The organism is Oribacterium sinus (assembly GCF_963553175.1).
Taxonomy (GTDB): Bacteria; Bacillota; Clostridia; order Lachnospirales; family Lachnospiraceae; genus Oribacterium; species Oribacterium sinus_B.
In genome coordinates, this window is the sequence record NZ_CAUVME010000013.1 from 13725 (window position 1) to 32528 (window position 18804).

Annotated in this window: 22 protein-coding genes; 3 read left to right on the forward strand and 19 right to left on the reverse strand. The window is 40.7% G+C overall.

What is annotated here, in order from left to right; genetic code table 11:
- Positions 1-206 precede the first annotated feature (206 nt).
- The 5 genes from RYO92_RS05120 to RYO92_RS05140 all read right to left on the reverse strand — a co-directional run bounded on the left by RYO92_RS05120 (position 207) and on the right by RYO92_RS05140 (position 4474).
- Entirely contained in the window at positions 207-623 is a 417-nt protein-coding gene (locus RYO92_RS05120) for a YjdF family protein (RefSeq protein WP_315369688.1), read from the reverse strand.
- 498 nt (positions 624-1121) lie between these two features.
- The gene (locus tag RYO92_RS05125) at positions 1122-2435 is read right to left on the reverse strand and encodes an ATP-binding protein (protein ID WP_315369689.1); all 1314 of its coding nucleotides are present in this window, start codon (positions 2433-2435) and stop codon (positions 1122-1124) included.
- 119 nt (positions 2436-2554) lie between these two features.
- Positions 2555-3166, reverse strand: coding sequence for a helix-turn-helix domain-containing protein (locus RYO92_RS05130; protein WP_315369691.1), 612 nt, complete (start codon positions 3164-3166; stop codon positions 2555-2557).
- A gap of 218 nt (positions 3167-3384) precedes the next feature.
- The gene (locus RYO92_RS05135; RefSeq protein WP_007157316.1) at positions 3385-3648 is read right to left on the reverse strand and encodes a SemiSWEET family transporter; all 264 of its coding nucleotides are present in this window, start codon (positions 3646-3648) and stop codon (positions 3385-3387) included.
- Between the two features lie 157 nt (positions 3649-3805).
- Positions 3806-4474 (reverse strand): flavodoxin family protein, encoded by a 669-nt coding sequence (locus RYO92_RS05140; protein WP_315369692.1) that lies wholly within the window; start codon positions 4472-4474, stop codon positions 3806-3808.
- Between the two features lie 126 nt (positions 4475-4600).
- Between RYO92_RS05140 and RYO92_RS05145 the strand changes: the two genes are divergently transcribed.
- Positions 4601-5149 carry a TetR/AcrR family transcriptional regulator gene (locus RYO92_RS05145; RefSeq protein WP_315369693.1) on the forward strand — a complete coding sequence of 183 codons (549 nt, stop codon included), beginning with the start codon at positions 4601-4603 and terminating at the stop codon, positions 5147-5149.
- A gap of 77 nt (positions 5150-5226) precedes the next feature.
- On the opposite strand, the gene RYO92_RS05150 is transcribed toward RYO92_RS05145, so the two are convergent.
- From RYO92_RS05150 to RYO92_RS05210, 13 genes are all read right to left on the reverse strand, one after another.
- Positions 5227-6177, reverse strand: a complete 951-nt coding sequence (locus RYO92_RS05150) for a ketopantoate reductase family protein (RefSeq protein ID WP_315369694.1) — start codon at positions 6175-6177, stop codon at positions 5227-5229.
- Positions 6174-6569, reverse strand: a complete 396-nt coding sequence (locus tag RYO92_RS05155) for a hypothetical protein (RefSeq protein ID WP_315369695.1) — start codon at positions 6567-6569, stop codon at positions 6174-6176. The genes RYO92_RS05150 and RYO92_RS05155 overlap by 4 nt, the downstream gene beginning before the upstream one ends.
- Positions 6570-6633: 64 nt before the next feature.
- A complete protein-coding gene (locus tag RYO92_RS05160) occupies positions 6634-7863 on the reverse strand; it encodes an MFS transporter (RefSeq protein ID WP_315369696.1) in 1230 nt (409 codons plus the stop codon).
- 1 nt (position 7864) lies between these two features.
- Positions 7865-8776 (reverse strand): CPBP family intramembrane glutamic endopeptidase, encoded by a 912-nt coding sequence (locus RYO92_RS05165; protein WP_315369697.1) that lies wholly within the window; start codon positions 8774-8776, stop codon positions 7865-7867.
- Positions 8773-9378 (reverse strand): TetR/AcrR family transcriptional regulator, encoded by a 606-nt coding sequence (locus RYO92_RS05170; RefSeq protein WP_315369698.1) that lies wholly within the window; start codon positions 9376-9378, stop codon positions 8773-8775. The genes RYO92_RS05165 and RYO92_RS05170 overlap by 4 nt, the downstream gene beginning before the upstream one ends.
- 287 nt (positions 9379-9665) lie before the next feature.
- A complete protein-coding gene (locus RYO92_RS05175; protein ID WP_315000223.1) occupies positions 9666-10133 on the reverse strand; it encodes a hypothetical protein in 468 nt (155 codons plus the stop codon).
- A gap of 183 nt (positions 10134-10316) precedes the next feature.
- Positions 10317-10694, reverse strand: coding sequence for a Panacea domain-containing protein (locus RYO92_RS05180; protein ID WP_243155913.1), 378 nt, complete (start codon positions 10692-10694; stop codon positions 10317-10319).
- 64 nt (positions 10695-10758) lie between these two features.
- Positions 10759-11022 carry a hypothetical protein gene (locus tag RYO92_RS05185; protein ID WP_315369699.1) on the reverse strand — a complete coding sequence of 88 codons (264 nt, stop codon included), beginning with the start codon at positions 11020-11022 and terminating at the stop codon, positions 10759-10761.
- Positions 11023-11119: 97 nt separating this feature from the next.
- A complete protein-coding gene (locus RYO92_RS05190; RefSeq protein ID WP_315369700.1) occupies positions 11120-11827 on the reverse strand; it encodes an ABC-2 transporter permease in 708 nt (235 codons plus the stop codon).
- Between the two features lies 1 nt (position 11828).
- A complete protein-coding gene (locus RYO92_RS05195; protein WP_315369701.1) occupies positions 11829-12740 on the reverse strand; it encodes an ABC transporter ATP-binding protein in 912 nt (303 codons plus the stop codon).
- 323 nt (positions 12741-13063) lie between these two features.
- Complete coding sequence (locus RYO92_RS05200; RefSeq protein ID WP_009535134.1) at positions 13064-13498, reverse strand: DUF3021 family protein; 435 nt, start codon at positions 13496-13498, stop codon at positions 13064-13066.
- 1 nt (position 13499) lies between these two features.
- Positions 13500-13934: a LytTR family DNA-binding domain-containing protein gene (locus RYO92_RS05205; RefSeq protein ID WP_183684597.1), complete on the reverse strand. Its 435-nt coding sequence runs from the start codon at positions 13932-13934 to the stop codon at positions 13500-13502.
- Between the two features lie 93 nt (positions 13935-14027).
- Positions 14028-15173: a low temperature requirement protein A gene (locus RYO92_RS05210; RefSeq protein WP_183684598.1), complete on the reverse strand. Its 1146-nt coding sequence runs from the start codon at positions 15171-15173 to the stop codon at positions 14028-14030.
- A 202-nt stretch (positions 15174-15375) separates the two neighbouring features.
- On the opposite strand from RYO92_RS05210, the gene RYO92_RS05215 reads away from it, so the two are divergent.
- Positions 15376-16740: an L-cysteine desulfidase family protein gene (locus RYO92_RS05215; protein WP_315369702.1), complete on the forward strand. Its 1365-nt coding sequence runs from the start codon at positions 15376-15378 to the stop codon at positions 16738-16740.
- Positions 16741-16826: 86 nt separating this feature from the next.
- A complete protein-coding gene (locus RYO92_RS05220; RefSeq protein WP_315369703.1) occupies positions 16827-17156 on the forward strand; it encodes a thioredoxin family protein in 330 nt (109 codons plus the stop codon).
- A gap of 159 nt (positions 17157-17315) precedes the next feature.
- Here the strand turns inward: RYO92_RS05220 and RYO92_RS05225 are convergent, their stop codons facing one another.
- Positions 17316-18797, reverse strand: coding sequence for a glycoside hydrolase family 32 protein (locus RYO92_RS05225; protein WP_315369704.1), 1482 nt, complete (start codon positions 18795-18797; stop codon positions 17316-17318).
- Positions 18798-18804: the final 7 nt, after the last annotated feature.

Below are 18804 nucleotides of genomic sequence, written 5' to 3' on the forward strand. Positions count from 1 at the left end.
ACTATTCCCATCCAATAAAAATTCCTTAACTCCCATCATCAGATATCCGTTCTCGTCATAGCGAGGCTTCATACTTCTTTCTACGATTTTTTCTTGGATTTATGGTGGGAGTTTGACATGTCCGAGACAATGACATGAATTCCTTCTCCCATGGTACCTTAATCCTGTACCGAATATCCCGCCATGCTATTCCTCACAATTTTTCGTTATCTGCCTCTGTGTTTTTCTTTTTTCTTCGCTTGCTTCAGTATGAATCGCCGTTCTTCCTCAATACGTTTTTGTTCTCTGCTTTTTTCTTTGCGCTTTTGTTTGTTCTCTTCATGTTGCAAGCTTAACGCCTGTTGCGATTTTGTCCCTATACCAATCCGCTGTAATTGCTTTTTTGCCTCTCGCTGTGCTCTTTTCGGATTCTGTTTCCTTTCCTTGACTTCTGTTTTGACCTCCGGACTGAATTTCAGCTCATAAAAATGCGTTAAGATAAAATCACGTACCTCATAATCCTTTGGTTCTGCACCGAAAGTCACCTTCGCAACGGATAGGCGATTCCCCTCTGTTTTCTCAAAAATGCCTACCCAAAAAGCGCCTTCAAAAAGCACTGTCATTTGACAAGTCATCTTGTCCATATTTATCCCTCCTAAATTGCTTTATGGACAAAGAATGGACAACCCGGAGGGGAAGGTTACTTACCACAAGATTCTGTGACGGCCGGGCTACCTACCGGCTCTGGCATACTTCTCTGTATGCGTTGCGTTTTTATCTTTGCTGTGTACATAATCGATGAAATTTCTTCCATCGTCTTCTATCATAACAATGGAAAAATATATTGGCAACAATGCTCTCTTTTGCTTTTGTATCAACTGACAAAATTTTTACTCTATTCAAGATGGAATCGTTTGCAATGTAAGTTCTTCCCAAAGAATATTTTAGTACCTCTTAAAAACAGGAATCAAATAAGAATAAACTTTTTCAAGGGACTTTTTTGTATTTTCACAACTTTTTCAAGGGACTTTTTTGATTCAAGCAAACTAACTCGAAAAATTCCGGTGGAATTCCACCTTAATTTCTCGACTTTAATACTATAAAAAAAGTATCGCGGCTTTCCACACGATACTTTTCATGAATTAAATCAGCAAACTATTCCCATCTAATAAGAATTCCTTGACTCCCATTATCAGATATCCGTTCTCGTCATAGCGAGGCTTCATACTTCTTTCTACGATAATGATTTTCTTAAAGGAATCCATGGTGCGCTCAAAGGATTTGCATTCCTGCTCATACTTTTCCTTATCGGGAATGGCATAGGCAGACTGAATATAATACTTCTTACTTCCTAAGGTAGCAATGAAATCGATTTCCCTCTGCACCCGAATCTCTTTCCCATTTACATCCCTCTCCCTGGATTCCACGGTTCCCACATCTACCTGATAGCCCCTGTATCGCAATTCATTGTAAATGATATTCTCCATGATATGGGTTTCTTCAATCTGCCGAAATGACAGTCGGGCATTTCTAAGACCCAGGTCTTCAAAATAAATTTTATAAGGGGTTCCAATATACTTTCGCCCTTTTACATTATATCTTTTTACCCGAGTAAGCATAAACGCTTCTTCCCCATAGGTGATGTATTTATCCACTGTTGTATCACTAATGTTTGTCCCATGAACAGAATTCATCGTTGCGGCAATTTTCCTTGGATTGGTAAGGGTGGAAATACCTGAGGCAATGACGTCAATTACTTCTCCCAAGGCGCTTTCATCCTGTATCGAATATCTGGCCACGATATCCCGAAGATACACGTTCTTCATTTGGGATATCAAATAATTGGTCTTTTGCTCTTCCGTATTCATCAGCACAACCGCCGGGAGCCCTCCGTAAACGGAGTAGTCATCATAAGCCTCGCTTTTATCTCCCTCTTTGAATGTATAGTATTCGGAAAAAGATAAAGGCAGCACATGCACTTCATCCCCTCTTCCCTCAAATTCAGTTAAAATGTCCTTTGACAGAAACCTGGAATTACTGCCTGTTACGTAAACATCAACATTTTGCTTCCGAAGGAACCCATTCAGCACTGATTCAAAGGCTCCCAGCTTCTGCACCTCATCCAGCAAAAGGTAATACATGCCTTCACCACGAATCTGTGGCATCAGCCAAGTAATAAATCGGGAGGGATCCACCTTACGCTCTTCTTTTTCATTATCCAGTACGATGGGATCTTCTCCAATCTTTAATAAATCCTCCGCTGTATCAAAGGCGAATCGGATAATATGGCTCTCTCCTACCCCTTCCGAAAGTAAATGCTTATAGAATAAAGTATTCAGCAAATACGACTTACCGCAGCGTTTGATTCCGGTAATCACTTTAATGAAACCGTTGTGTTTCCTGACAATAAGCCGATTAAGGTACACATCTCTATTGATTTCCATCTTGATCTCCATTTTATATTTCTGCCGTAAACGGCACTTTTATAAAATAGTTTACTCATTATTCGGAAAATTCGCAAGAGATACATTTCATATTTTTGCCGTAAACGGCACTTTTATGAAATGAAAATTTTCTATTCCTCTCCTAATACCTTTTTCTGCCAGCTTCGTTTTCCGCAAACCGGGCATTTCATATATCTTGCCCGTCCCCTATGCATAGAAAGAATCACCTGCCTGTAAGAGGGCACATAGCGATGATGGCAACACGCGCATTCATAGCATCCGGCTTTCTGTTCAATGCCAACCGCGATAAAGCTGACCAGTAAAATCATAATCAGGGCAAAGGCAGAAAGTATCATCCTCAGCAAGAAGGGCATCTTAAGGAAGGATGCCAAAAGAATTAAGACCGACCCGGATAGCACTGCCGAAAATCCCATCCAATATTCCAGCTTAAGGGCTCTCCTATCCCTTTCCTCCAATTCTCGTTTCATTGTGAGAAGGTTCTCTTCTACTTGTTTACTATAGAATTCTGCCATGATTCTTTCGCCCGACAGGAGTTCGTTTACGTTGATTTTCAGAAATCCACAAAGCTCCAGCATAATCCCAGAATCCGGCATAGACTTTCCGGTTTCCCATTTGGATACCGCCCGATCACTGATACCAAGCTTCTCCGCAAGCTCCGCCTGTGTCATGCCCTCTTCCTTTCTGCAAGCTGCTATAAGTTTTCCGATTTTGATTTGATCCATATCGGACACCTCCTTTCACGACACAAGCTTACCGGAAACCGTCGAAAATGACAGGAACCGGCGGTTGAGTTCTACCTATTCCACCGGCGGTTGAATCTAAATTCTTCTCTATATTCAGCTTCTTCTCTTATTAAGACTAATTCCACCGAAATGGCAAGTAATAAAAAACCGGCAAACTTCCTAAAGAAGTCGCCGGCTTTCATATTCATTACATGGGATTACAAAGCAGTAAGAAAAGTTAATCCTCCTAAAATCACTCCCGCTGAATTAGGAATAATAAGAATCCAGTCTTTTTTCGGTTCCTTAGTCCATCCGTAAATAACCCAAATCAGGCAAGAAACTGCTGCAAATAGCGGCTGAAAAGGTTGAGCTTTGTCTCCCTGCAAGTTTGCGAAAATCTGGGGAATGTAAGCAATAAAAACAAAAATACCGATAAACGCTCCAATAGAACCTACAAAAAGATTGATTTTTTGCTTGGACATCTGCTGACTCCTTTCCATATGTACTTGTCGTAAAGTTACTAAAAAATGTCAATTAGTTCCTTTTGTAACTGACGCCATGCCAATTATAAGGGATTTTTGCTTTTTGTCAAATATTTTTTTATAGATTCTCTGCATCCAATACAAAAATCTCCTTTATTCAGGTAATCCCCAACTTACTCCATCTTTCCCTAACGCCTTGATATAACGTGCCTTTTTTCTTTACAAAGGGCTTGATTCCCAGATGGAAAATAAAAAAATGAACTATGCTCTGAATAGGATAGTGTTGCTTACGCCTCATTGCCCTGATAAAGCTTTGCGATAAATAATCAATCTCCCTTTTTCTCTTTCTCATCATTCCCTCAAGGTCGTTAAAGCCGGCCTGAATCCGAAGCTTTCCGCTCAATCTCCCTCCGGAAAATAACACAAGATTCTTCAGAACTTTCAAAGTATCTTGACTGCCGTAATTTTCCCCGCTTGCCACCGCTATACAATATTTTTTATGAAGCAGTTGTTCAATCACAAAATGTCCTCGATCGATAAAATCTTTCATTAATCCGGGTACATTACTTGCGTAAGTTGGAGAACCCAAAACGATTCCGTCCACCTCCTCAATTCTTTTGGAGAGTAGCTCTGCATCATCCTCTATACAGCAATGCCCTGTTCTATAGCAATAGTTACAGCCGGTACAATGGGACATTTTCATTTCCCCCAGATTGTAAAACAGCACGTCTATACCTGCTTTTCGAAGATTTTCTTCAATCCTATGAAGCACTGCTGCCGTTACCCCATTTTTTCTCGGACTCCCATTGATGATTAAAACCTGCATTTTCTCCTCCAAAACTACTCACTTGTGTATCTTGCAAGGGCATGGTACTGTAGCATCGAAGGAAAGTAAATCATTTCAAAAAAGATACACAATCTTTGTTTTCTGTGTATTTTAGGAGAGTATGCTATGAAGAAAAGCCAAAATCCATCCGCTGTACGGTCAAGAAAGGAGATTTCCAATGCTCTGCTCAAGCTAATGCAAGAGTATCCCTATGCAGAAATCTCCGTAAAGCAGATTATTATGGAAACAAGCCTTGCAAGAAAAACCTTTTACCTGAACTTTCGTTCCAAGGACGATGTACTGGCGTCCATTCTGAACGAATTAATCGGGGAATATACCGAGGCACTTTCCAAGGAAAATGTTGATCCGCTCACTGTTATTTTCTCCTTCTGCGATAAAAATAAAGCCCTTCTTTCCTTACTGCACAAAAACAAAATGCTGTATTTCCTCCTGATTCGCCTAAATGAATTTCTTCCGGAGTACAGTAAAACAGAGGATATGAGTAGCAATCCCTTTGCAAAGCTTATGGGAGAACTGGAGCCGGACTACCTCATTGCCTTCAATGTGGGGGCTATCTGGAATGTGCTTTTTAAATGGATTGACCGGGGAATGGTGGATTCTCTGGACAGCATTCAAGAGACATTGAAAAAATATTTGAAGCGGATAAGTGCTTAGAGATTCTCCAAATAGTAGAAGCCAACACCAATGTTAAAAGCAAATGTTAAAAGCCAATCCCTAAAGTCAATCAAAAATCATGCCAAGATTTTATCCATAGTAGAGTAAAATATCGGTAGTTCGAGATGCTTTAACTTCCCGGTCTCATAAACACATTTGCACCCATATAGCATATCCCCTACATCACTATGTAAAGTCATGATTCTTCGGGTGAGTTCATTCGTTTTGAACATTCGTTTCATAAAAATTCCGGCAAAGGTAGACGGAATTCTATACGGGAGAAGTTCATTTTTATAGAAGCTTAAGTCTACGCCTCTCGCCTTAACCACCTGAATGGTTTCTCTTATTGCCTTTACTGTAATAGACAGGGCATAGGCATCGTTCATCAGGTTAAGAGCAAGCTGCGCCGGGTGTTCAATTTTCCCTTCCCGGGCAGCAGAAGAGGTGACACCTGCATTGATGGCCATATGAAGCCATATCCATTCCACCATATCGTGAGGAATCTCCGTTTTCAAACCTGCGGAAGCGAGAAGAGCTGTTAAAGCTTTGTAATTGGAAATCCCTGCTTTTTCCTCACCTTCCAGCATGATGTGTTCAAAGAGAACACAATCAAGCTCATTCCCCACAAGCTTTCCGCCGGCAGTAGGGAAGCCGATAATATAAGGATAAGCACCCACTATTTCATCAATCTCTTCCCGACTATTCCAACAGTTACAAAACAAAATCAAGCTTCCTGTAATATGGTTTTGTGAAAGTGTCGCTATAGCATCTTTTATTTTTCCGCTTGCCACGCTCAAAATAATAAAATCATACTCTGCATTCGGCTCTGCAAGATTCACCTTGTATTGATCCGCTTTTTCTTCTCCTTTTTTGTTATAGCGTCCGTCTAATAAACTGATATTTAGACTTTCCGGTGCCTTCGATTTTTTCTCTTCTCTCAGCAAATGTTCGACTTGATGCCCTGCTTTTTGGAACACATACCCGTACGTTGTGCCTATAACGCCAAGGCCTACTACGCATATTCTCATAAATTCTGGCTCCTTTCTTCTATTTTCCATCCGATTATCCAGGCAAGAACCAGAAGATAATTTTCCACAGCGCCAATCAAATTTACCATTTGATGCATCTTAAGATAATGGATAAAATGATTGCTTCCGATACCGATTCCACCAAGAATGAGAGCCAGCAAAATGGATTTTAGATAGGTCCAATTGTAGTGCCTATACGCCGTAATCAATATGACTAAAACGGCAATATTCCAAAAGCCGATTTCTCTCTGCCATCCTATAGAAATGCCATACGCAGAGTTTCTTCCCATATATTCCGGTGCGAAAATCTGTAGGATCGCCGCACCGGATATCGCTATGATGAGAATGATAAACAGCACGCGCAAGAAAAGATTCATTTTTTTCTGATGCATTGACTAAGCCTCCTTAAACTCACAGATTGCCTTAGACTTCTGGAAATTACCTATTACAACTCCTCTACTCCGTTCTCTTTTCCAGTTCTCTGATAGACGGAAAACGAAGAAATGTGACTGCCACAAGAGAAAGAAAGACACCCGAAATACCAATCATCATTGCAGCTCCCCGTCCGACACCCATTCCGCTCAGACTACCGAGACCATCTGCGGCTAAGCCGGAAACAGCATAGGCAATAACATATCCTATCTGCGAGAGAAAGCCTATAAATCCCCAAGCTCTCCCCTGCAAAGCATCCGGTATATTTATCCTGCAAAGATAATCCATGCAGTTGTTGCAAATAGGTAAGGTAGCAAAGAAAAAGAAACCAAATATACTAATACTGACCAGATTTTCAAATATTGACATACCGATCATAAAGATTCCCGCCATAAAAAAGGAGATTTGAAGAACTTTTCCATATTCCTTCTTAATTCCGATGCCTCCGAGAAGCACTCCAGATACAAGCATTCCACTTGCACATAGGGTTTCTATAATGCCAAGCACTTTGGAATCCGCAAAAGAAAGGATCATCGGCTCAACAAGAATTTGCAAAGTCCCCAGAAATAGGGTAATCAGAGAAGAACAGAGGACAAGTACAAAAACGCCTTTTTCTATATGAATCGCGCTCCAGCCTTCCTTTATGCTTTCCAAAAAGGACTGCTTTTCTGTAGGCTGTATCGCCTTGATTCCTTGCCTTACAATAAAAGTCGTCGTAATCGTAACAAAAAAGGTGGATACATCAATGAGCAGCAATAGGGAAATGTCATGATACGCCAGCAATAGGCCTGCTATGATGGGCGAGAACAGATATCTGGCACTCCCTGCCAAAGACACTAATCCGGAAGCTTTGGAAAATTCCTCCTTGGATAATAGATCTGTTATCGTTGCTCTGTAAGAAGGATCTAAAAGAGAGGAAAATATGGCACTGATGAACACACCTATACATATCTGAACAAGATTTTCTCCCCCATGTAGCATGCAGAGGAAAATGTAAAGGATGCCAAGTCCTGAACAACCGTCTCCAATCATCATCAGAACTCTTCTATCGTAACGGTCAGCCAACACTCCTGCCGGAACAGTGAAAAGAAGGGTAGGCAGAAATCCAAGTAAAGTCACCAAGGCCATTCCTGCCGCACTGCCTGTTTTTTGAAAGACATAAACCCCAAGTCCAAAAGAAGTGAGTCCGCCACCTATAGACGATATGAGCTCCCCAATCCAAAGAAGGAGGAACTTTTTCATTCCGGAACTCATCTTAATTTCCCTCCCCAAATCGTGTTTTCAAGAGTCTTCCAACGTGCTCCGTTCCAAAAAACATTTTCTTATTCAGCAGTACAATAATCGCCGTTACAATGAAAATCACAATGGTTTCCACACACTTTGTCTCCGCCGTCATCGCGATTTTTTCCTGCATGAAGTTTACAAACAGATGGAAAACCATGCAGGCCAGAATTGAGCGGTCACTGACCAGATACACCCATGTGATGATATATCCCATAAGTATGGCGCCCACGAAGAAATTGATGACGTACAGAGGACTAATCATAAGTCCTGCCTGATATGTCCCCTTGATAAAGAGCAGGGGAAAATGCCAGAATGACCACAAGATTCCAAAAATCAGGGATTCAATAAACCAGTCCATATACTGCCCTATGGAGTCTTCACAATATCCCTTCCAACCTACTTCTTCAATAATCGAAGCCAGCGTAATGGTCACAAAAGCAGATCCTATTCCCACTCCGGTAAAGGAAAAATCTTCTGTAAAGGAAAACTGTTTTAAAGATTGTCCGAACAAAAGAGATAAAAGCATAGAAAAAACAATAATCAGTGCATAAATAATTACTGCCCAAAACACATTCTTCCACTTTACTTTATAAAAGCCTATAATCTTTTCCTTAAGATCTCTCTTCAAGTCCTCACAGCCGGATACAAGCACAAATACCGTCGAGACCACAGCCGGCGCAAGGAGACCCAGCAACATCAATACCGCAGCCTTGTCTTCGGAAATAAAGATTGCCGGTATCCAGAATATCCATGTGAAAAAATAAGCGCAGATAAAGAATAACCACGGTCTGTATCGATATTCATCTTTATCCTGCATGAACTGTCCTTTATTCAGCCCTTCATTCTGTTCTTTATTCTGTTCTTTGCTCATTCCCTTGCTCATTCCTTTGCCCCCTCTACTAAGACCTGGCTGATAAATTGCATGGTTCCGGATTTTGCCCCCAGAGACTTCTCCAGCATATCGATATACACCTCTACATCTCTTTCCCCAAAATCTCCATAATCGAACATATGTTGACTCGTAACCAGGAGCATCTTCACTCGCTCTTCAATATACGTACACGAAAAGATTCCCTGTGCTATTCCTTCTTGAACAATCTCTGCCAAAATCGGTACCGCCACCTCTACAATTTTCTTGCAGATTTTATCGTGCATAACGATATTTTCCTTTCTTTCCAGAACATCCGTAATCACCGCCTCCTCTTTCTCCGGACGAAAGGCATTCACAACTGCAACCAGTTTTTCCGGTATGGAAAGCGGTGCCTGAAGAAGCTCCTTGGCTACGGCACTCTCCTTCTCTATCATCATTTCGATGACTGCTTCCAGCGTTTCCTCTTTGCTTGCAAAATAATAATAGTAAGTGCCTTTTGCGATACCGGCCTTAGCTACAATCTCGTCAATGCTGGTATTCTCATAGCCTTTTTCTATGAACATGCGATAGGCAAGCTTTAACAGTTCCTGTTTTCTTTGTTCCCCTTTTTTCATATCCGCCTCCATTTTCTATATCCGACCCGTTTTTCCTATCTGCTCCGAGCTCCATATTTGAGCTTTTGCTCCTATTTGATATTTTTCGACCATTGGTCGGTTTTTATGATAAAACAGGGAAAATCAGTTGTCAAGTTTTTTCGACTATTAGTCGGTAAGTTGTTCGAAACGCTTTTTTTAAAACTTAATTCTTTGGAAATTTGAAAATCAAAAAAAGCACCCGCAAAAATGCAAGTGCCTGCCTTGTCAAATACTCTTTTGCTTTATATTTCTTTAGAAGCCTTTCTTTAGAAGCCTGCTTTACAAAACTTATGAAAGGCTGAGACTTCTTCACCGGACTGCGTTACCGCCACACAATACTTCGCTCCCCTATTGATTCCGGGCGAATAGGTAATCGGCTCAAGCTGATACATCTTTCCTTCCTTCGCTACCGAACAAAACCCTGTCCAGGAAGCGGCGACTTGTCCGCCATTTTCCTTGTTGAAGACCTCTGCTTCTCCATACTCCGTCAAATCCGGACTGACCTGAATCACAACAACTTCTCCGGGTTTATAGCCTACAATGAAATTGCTGTGGACAGTGATGCTAGCCACAACTACATCGTTGTAGTTCTCCAAGTGACAATAAATTAATTTGTAGTCGTCTCCGCCTTCTACCAGCGAATTAAAGATTTCCCGCATCCTTGCTTTGTTTTTCCGATTGTCCTCATCGGAAGCTCCTGTAGCTAATTTCTTCACAATGTCTAAGAGTCCCATTTTATTCCTCCTAAAATCCCCCCCTCATTTTAACGGCAAGGCCGGAAGCTAAAAGAGGGAAGTTTTTCTTTAATAAACCTAAAATTCATTATAATTTCACTATGCCGAATGTCAATATGGCTATCAAGGATGCAATGCTACAGATTTCAAGATTGCAAAACAGCTACGTACGGATATTTATGTTCAAAATTCTCTAATGTCCTTGGCTAGGCTAAATGGAATCATTTCTCCCGCCTTCGTTTTCGTATATGCCGTTTCCCCATGCATATACTCTATAATATCCTTCGCCTTATAATCTTTGAACTTCTTTATCACATCATCCAAGATGCTCCTATCCTCATCTGTAAGAACAGCATAATCCATTCCTTTACTCGGATAAATATGAAGCATCAAATCGTAATTATTACTTTCTTCCTCTCGAATGTTTAAATTCTCCAAATTCATCAGGCTATAATGGCCAACAGGCAATGCCCCCATTGGTTCATGACGGTATACCATACCCGTCATAGCAATACCGCGTCGTTTAAAGGACAATGCATCCCCATACCAAAGCATTTTCATTAGTTTAACTTTGAATAGATTCGATACACTTTCAGCAATATACGAAATCATCGCCTCAATTTTATCAATATTCAGAAGTCAATAAGCCGTGTAAAACGCGATAAGCATTCCTTGCATTAAGCAGGTTCTCATTTGCCATCGCTCCGGTCTCAAATTCCCTCTCTTCTTCATCAGCGTTTATGCAGTAAAAAAAGTGCTCTTCATAATCTACCTTATCCCCTTTTATCGTAATACTTGCCAGGCGCTTTCTTTCCTCTACATCATGCTTCTTATCGCATAATGGACAATCCATATGCACTTTTCTAATAACTTTACTTGCTTCCATCATTCACCTCCTTCAACAGTTTTACAATCAATTGATAGTGTGTATCTTATGGAGTTGCATGTCAAGAAAACTATTCCTAATTAAGTGTCCATTTTCTGTCCTAGTTCTTCTTATAGCTTCCGGAATAAATCATAATTTGCGCTACGATACAGAATAGTATTACCCCCAGGATATATCCCAGCATTTTATTCATATTCAGATACCCATAAAACAGTTTTGCTTTAAACGAAAAGTAATCTTTCAGACTAAGAACAAACATTCCCTGATCCACTCCTTGAAGGCTTGTATTGATATGCTCCAAAAGTCCGTTAAGCAGTATATTTCTCAGCATTATCGTTATTTGACTCGCATTCAAATACATATTCCCTTGCATACGAATTCCAATAAGGCCGACAGCTAGGATTATATCGGTCAAAAGTGTTGAAGTAAGCACGGCCGATACAAAATAAGCGAAGATAATCTGTTCCCTTTTCATAGGTGTTGCCAGAATATCATAATCCACTTTATTCGCTCTATCTTTTACGAGTACAGTAATACAACTAAAAGGAACTGAAATCATTGCGGAGCCTAAAATGCCACTCAGTAAAAAAAGATTTGCAAACATATCGATATTCTTTTGGGGAACCATAGAAGCCAGTCCCGGATACTGCTCCATTGCACTTTGTATCGCACTAACAAAGGTGCCTTTCAGGAATAATAAATACAGTACAAGCACAATAATGGATGTCAGTAGAGAGAATAGAATGCTCTGCCAATCCTTGAAAAACAGCAATACGTTTCTCTTGATAAATCCCAAAATTCCCCTCATCTTATACCTCCAGCTTTCTTCCTGTTAAATGTAGGAATACGTCATCCATACTGCCTTTTACAATTTCATAATCTCTGATTTTATTTCGATTTGTATAGAGGAACTCACTGAGATGGAACCCCTCTTTTGATTCCAATGGCACAATGTAGTGATCCGCTTCATAAGAATGCTCTATGCCTTTCAGCACAGCTTCATTGTCACTACATTTCTCTACATACCAAATCAGTTTTGTATTTGTGTATTTCCTTTTTAAAGCCGTCGGTGTGTCCTCCGCTACAATTCGTCCCTTATCCAGGATCACAACTCTGTCTGCATCTCTTACTTCTTCCATATAATGTGTTGTAAGAAATATCGTCATTTGTTTTTCTTTCCGAAGATAATCGATATACTCCCACACCAGCTTTCTGGACATGGGGTCCAGCCCGGTTGTGGGCTCATCCAAAAAGAGAATCTTCGGATTATGTAAAAGCGCTCTGATAATATCCACTCTTCTTCGCTGTCCTCCGGATAATTTCTCATATTTTCTATTCCAGATGCTTTCCAATTCGAAAGCCTGCATTAAAGGATATAAGCGCTCCAAAATTTCTTCTTTGTGTATTCCGTAATAAGAGGCTCTCGTCAGCAGATTTTCTTTTACAGTCAATACGCTGTCCAACACAGAGTTCTGAAAAACAATGCCTATTTTCTCTCGAATCTTATCATCCTCTTCTCCAAGCTTGTGGGAAAAGATTTCTACCTCTCCCTCTGTCTTTTCAAAAATGGTACAGAGGATATTGATGGTCGTTGATTTCCCCGCACCATTCTCTCCGAGAAAGGCAAAAACCCCCCCCTCTTTCACGGAAAAGGAAATATGATCCACCGCAGTCGTTTGATCATAGTTTTTGCTTAAGTTCTTTACTGTAATTGCATTCATCCGATTCACTCCTCCTTGGCGCCTCTATAGTTCTTTCTGTAATTCTTCCCTATAGTTACATCCTATCATTCAGTCCTATAGCCCCTCGTAGTTCCAATTTGTCCTATGGTTCCTGTGGTTCCATCTTGTGGTTCTGTCCTGTAATTTTTCCCACAATTCTGCCCTGTTGTCTTAACTTGTTATTCTGCCTCACCGGTTTTGACATAAATCAGCTTATCAACTTGTAAGCATAAAAAAAGTGCCACCCTACCAAGCTGCATTTACAGCCTACTGAGTTGCACTTTTTCCATGAAAGGCTTTATTTTCATGAAACGCTTTATTTCTTATTCCGAATCTTGCAGATCTTTAATAGCTCCATTGATTTTAATCTCATCTACCTTTGCCATCCATGCTGTTGCACACCAGACAAAGAGATAAATGAGGCTGTACATAAGACAAATGATGCGTAAGTTGATGGTTTGTCCGAACCAATGAAAAAGGCTTGCACACAAAACCACGATTCCGAGAACCGAGACAAAGTGGATTCCGATTCTGATCCGGACTTCGCTTTTCTTCAAACTATCCATATCCAAAAGAAAATATGTCGGTAAGGAGGATAAAAATCCCGTGAGGCAAATAGAAAGAGGGTCACTCCATTGCAAACTTAGGGTCTGTACTCCTGATACAAAGTGCTGAATAAACATCAGAATTCCAATTCCAAAAAGAATGGCTGTTGAAATCATTAAAGTCTGACTAAAAATAGTTTTTACTTTTTGCATATTATAGTCCCAGCCTTTCTTTCAGTTCTTTCACATAGGATCTTGCAATAATCACACGCTCTCCATTCAAAAGTTCTGCCGTCATTCTTCCGTTAAGTTCTGCTCGCACTGACTTTATTTTCCTCATATTGATAATCATTGCCTTTGCCGCTCTGAAGAAATTCCGACTTAACATAGTTTCCAGTTCATATAATCTATATTGGACTTCCAAACAATTATCCTTTGTATAGACAAAGGTTCGTTTATCCACGGATTCTATATAATAGATTTTATCAATGGGACAGAGAAGCGTTTCCCCATTAGAGCGGGCAGTAATAACAGGGTCACTGTTTTCAAGAGCATTGATGGCTCTTTGAATACTCTCCGTCACTTTGACAACACGGAGCAGCGCTTGCTCTTCTTCATAGGAATTTACTTTTTGAATATCTACCTTCACTATGTCACCACCTAATGATTCTACTTTCTCCCATTTTAGATTTTAGGTACTTGTACCACTTTTCTAAAGAAAAAGCTATTTTTCCCTTTACGCTCAAATCATTTCCTTCCTGATTTCCTTCGGAAAACGTCGTATTACGAAGGATACAAAAAGTACCGTTTCCAAAACAATCGTCAGGGTACAAAGGACTGTAATCACCGGAACATCGGACTGGAAAATGAAGGAACTGCCAAGGCCTAATAGATAAACAAGCACAAAAGGAATCATCAGTTTTTTATCCAATTTGTGGCTCTTTTTATTTAAATGCGCATTGTTAAACACACCAAGATAAAAAAGGAATAAGCCCAGGAACATCATAATAATTCTGGAAGCGCCCATAGCTTCATTAGCATAGTCCAAGTCAATCGTACAAAGATTTAAACCAAACCACACAAAATAATGATTGTAAGTCAGTCCTGCCCCGCTTTGGCAGGGAAGCTCTTCATCAATAGCGTGGTCAAATTCCGTGATGTAGAACAAAAATAATGCCACCACCTGAAACAGAATGAAAACAGAGTAAACCGAGAATTTCTCTATTTCAAAGAAATCCGCTGCGGCTATCAGCATTTCCCCAAGGGTAATAATAGTAAGGAGTGTTAATCTTTCTATAAGGTGTGGCATATTAATGGGTACTCTAGCCATGTCTTTTCGGAAGAAGCTGGCACCCAAAATACTTAAAATAAAGCCAAAGCCGGTCAATAGGATTCGGCCGATACCGGATAAAAACAGACTGGAAATAATTCCGATCAATCGTATAAAAAGAAGCTTTAGGAAATCAAAAATCAGTTTTCGGTCCTTTTCACTATTCTTGTTTTGCGTATAAGCGTAGATATATTGCAGAAATTGTATGACAGCAATCCATAGAAGCGCCAGTGTAAAGGCTGTCCAGCTTTCCTCCATATCGGAACTGACATTTGCCGCCATAAAGACTAAAGCCGGCATTTGGAAAACCGTCATACTAATGATATGCAAAAGATTATGTTTTCCGTAGCGATTCATATACACGGTCTGCACATTCCATACGTTGATGAAACAGACAAAGACTACGATATAAATGATAATCTCTTTCCAGCTAAAGATTCCCTTATCCAGACTTTCTAAGACATGGGTAATCTTGGAAATTCCGAAGACAAAAACCAAATCATAAAACAGCTCGGTAAGATTAACTTTCTTCGCTTCTTCTATTATTTTCTCTCCCATACCACCCTCACGTTTCCTTACTTTTGCTTTCTTCTTTTATAAACAGCTTTTTTCTCGTAGAAACTTACATTTCGGAGAAAAGCAGACTGTATTATAGCATGCTTTATTTTCCTTTTTCATCCTTTTTATTCATCAGATGAGGCATCTATCAAGGTTCAAAAAATGCTATAATAAAAAGCAAAAGCGGGGGAGGTTTCTAAATATGCACGAATTAAGCACACTAATCAAAAAAGATATGGTTCCTGCACTGGGCGTAACAGAACCCGGAGCAATTTCCTTCTGTGTCGCAAAAGCAAAGTCCTACGCAAAGGGCGAGCTGCTTCACTTAAATGTCGCTATGAATAGCGGCATGTATAAAAATGCCTTCACCTGCGGTATTCCCAATTCCAAAGAAGTGGGAAATGTTTTTGCCGCTGCACTTGGATATGTTGCCGGGAATCCTGATAAGGGCCTGGAGTCTCTGGCAAATGTTACGCCTGCCGACAATGTCAGTGCGCAAAGGCTTATTGATGAGGGGAAAATCACCGTGGCACTTAGCGGAATTTCCAGCCGTATTTTTATGGAAGCAACTTTGGAAACAACAGAAAGCAAGGTTCTTCTTACGATTCGTGACACACATACCAATATCACGAAGATTGTAGTCAATGGGGAGACAGTGCTGGAGGCTGAAGAGAACGATGAGGCGATAGATAGGCCGGAGGCCGGCATTACAGAATCGGACAAGACAGAAGAAGGATGCGGCATTACAGAATCGAACAAGGTAGCAGAAGGAACCGGCATCACAAAAATCCATTCCATCCATAGATATACTCTTGCCGAACTAGTAGACTATATAAATACGGTTCCCTTAAAAGAAATCGAATTCGTAAAGGATGCTTATAGAGTCAATTTAGAACTTTTCGAAGAGGCTCTCAAAAATCCCCGCACCACTTTTGCAAGACAGCTGCTGGTTATGAATGGAGGGGAAGTCATTTCCAAAGATGAGCAAATGACCGCATCCCTTCTTTGCAACGCCACAATCGAAGCCCGTGTCATCGGTTTAGACAAGCCCGCCATGAGTATCACCGGCTCCGGTGCCCACGGAATCATTGCCACCATGCCCCTGTACGGCGTTTATAAGATTCATGGCTTAAGTGAGGAAATACTCTACCGGGCAACCATGCTGAGCTACCTCATCTGCACCTATATCAAAGAATACTCCGGAAGACTCTCCGCCTTCTGCGGATGTGCCATTGCCGCCGGTACCGGCATGGCCTGCGGTTTAGTGTACTTAAAGGGTGGTACTGTGGAGCAAATGGAATACACCCTCAACAACATGGCCTCCTCCATCACCGGAATGATCTGCGACGGGGGAAACCAGGGTTGTACCATGAAGGGTGTAGCTGCCTGTGATGCGGCATTCCGTTCCGTGGCATTTGCCATGAAGGGTGTCCACATTGACAAAGTACACGGTATCAATGGAAATACCCCGGAAGAAACCATGCGGAATATGGGCTTAATTGCATCCCCCGGTATGGTGGGAACGGAGAAAACAATTGTAGAAATCTTTGAAGAGAAGTTAAGATAATTTGTTCTTCTGAATCAAAGCTGTATTTCACATTCGGAAAACAGAGCAGCTTTTCCTTCAGGATGATGTATGATGATGGTGAAAGTATGAGAGATGATGGTGAAAGCATGAGAAATAATGGTGAAAGTATGAGAATCGAAGTAAAACAATACGGCTCGGAGACCTGTGCGCCTTGCGTAGCAATCAGACGCAAGCTCGAGGAATGGCAGCGGGCGCATCCTACGGTGACTTATAGCTATCTCCCGATTGAAGATCATCAGGAGGAGGCGGCTCAGAAAGGGATTTTATCGGTTCCGACAGTCATAGCCGTGATTGATGGTACGGAAGTCGCAAGAGAATCGGGCTACTTTAGCTTGGACAAAATACTTGCTCGACTGGAGCGATACATGAAAATGGCGGGAGAGACAGAATTATGATCGGAGAGAGCTTTGCGATGAGAGGGTTCAATGAAGAGGAGTGGGCGGATAAGCCTGTATCAAACGCCCCCTCACTTCTCTCCATCGTAAACCTACACTGCATAACAACGATTTCTATTTTAAAAATTCTTCGAATTATTATAATATATCAAATATATTTTATGTATAATCACATAGCGCTATATTGGCATATTCCACTTTAGAATCCTGAGCAATGATGCCAATCTCATACTCAGAGCTTCTATAAACCCTATAAGTGAAAGCAATTTCTTTTCCTATAAATACCTCAATCATATCATGATCCATAAAAATCTTTACATCAATGACCGCCCCTGTCTTGATAGAAAAAGTTTTTTCCGATACACGAAACCCATCCGGTCCGGGAGATGATGCCTCCGGTACAGCCTGACATGACTGCTCCCAGAATGGATCTACCCCCATCGGTAAAGACAAAAGAGATACTCTTTGCATTGCTACATCAAACTCAAGAAAAAGACATTCACTGGCCTCTTTATCCGACTTTAAAAGAATTCCAAAACTATCATTTGCTTCTTTGGGAATAATAGATGCATGGAAATAAAATCGTTTTTTGTCATGCATTAAAAAGCCATAACTAGTTGTTTCTAAAGCATCCAACACGATGCTTTCTGCACCATAGCTTTTGTACTCTCCTAAGACAGGAAGATAATTCCAAGCAATATTTTTATGAATACCTTCTGTAAACTCCTGTGGAATATCAACTAGTAGATCTCCGGTCTCGGAGAGTTTCACTTCATGGGGTATGCAGAATCGACCACCCCAATACCATTCTCCTTTATCACTACACTGTCCCCGATCATGTGCCCACGCAAAATATATTCGTCTTCCGTTTTTATCCGTTAAAGATTTTGCTGCATAAAAACGTCTTCCTCCTATACCATCTTTTTTCATTTTTTTCCATGGACCATAAGGAGACTTAGCTGTACGATAAATGGTATTTCCAAATTCGGAAAAACGTGAATAAGATAAAATCCAAGTATCCTTCATTTTATAAATTTCACTACATTCAGGGCAATTGGTGTGACCGGGTGAATATAAATTTCCATAGTACTCCCAAGATTCCAAATCTGTAGAGCGATACAATACAATGCATCCTCGTCTGGTCACCGGCATATCCAGTCTTCTAGCAGAAACCAGCATCCAATATTTTTTTTCATCTTCATTAAAAAATACATATGGATCTCTAAAATCTTGTTGCTCATATTGGTCTATCAGTGGTTTAATAACCGGATTTCCTGTATCCTTTTTCCAGTTTATCCCATCCTCGCTATATGCATGGCAAATGGTCTGCTGATATTCAGCCTGGATACTATAGCCTGTATAAAACGCATGGTATTTGCCTTCTCCATACAGAACCGAACCCGTCCAAACTCCTGAAGCGTCCGGTTCCTTCCCTTCTCCTGGATAGATAGCTGTAGGCAGCTCTTCCCAGTGAATTAAATCCTTTGAAACAGCGTGGCTCCAAGTAGTACGCAGTCTTTCCGGATATACGGTTGTCCCCACCGGAGGTGTTAAGGAAAAAATATGATATACCCCATCGTGGTAGAATGGAATAGCATCTCCTGTCGAATCTGCGAATGACATTTTTCTAAATATCTCCATTTTTACT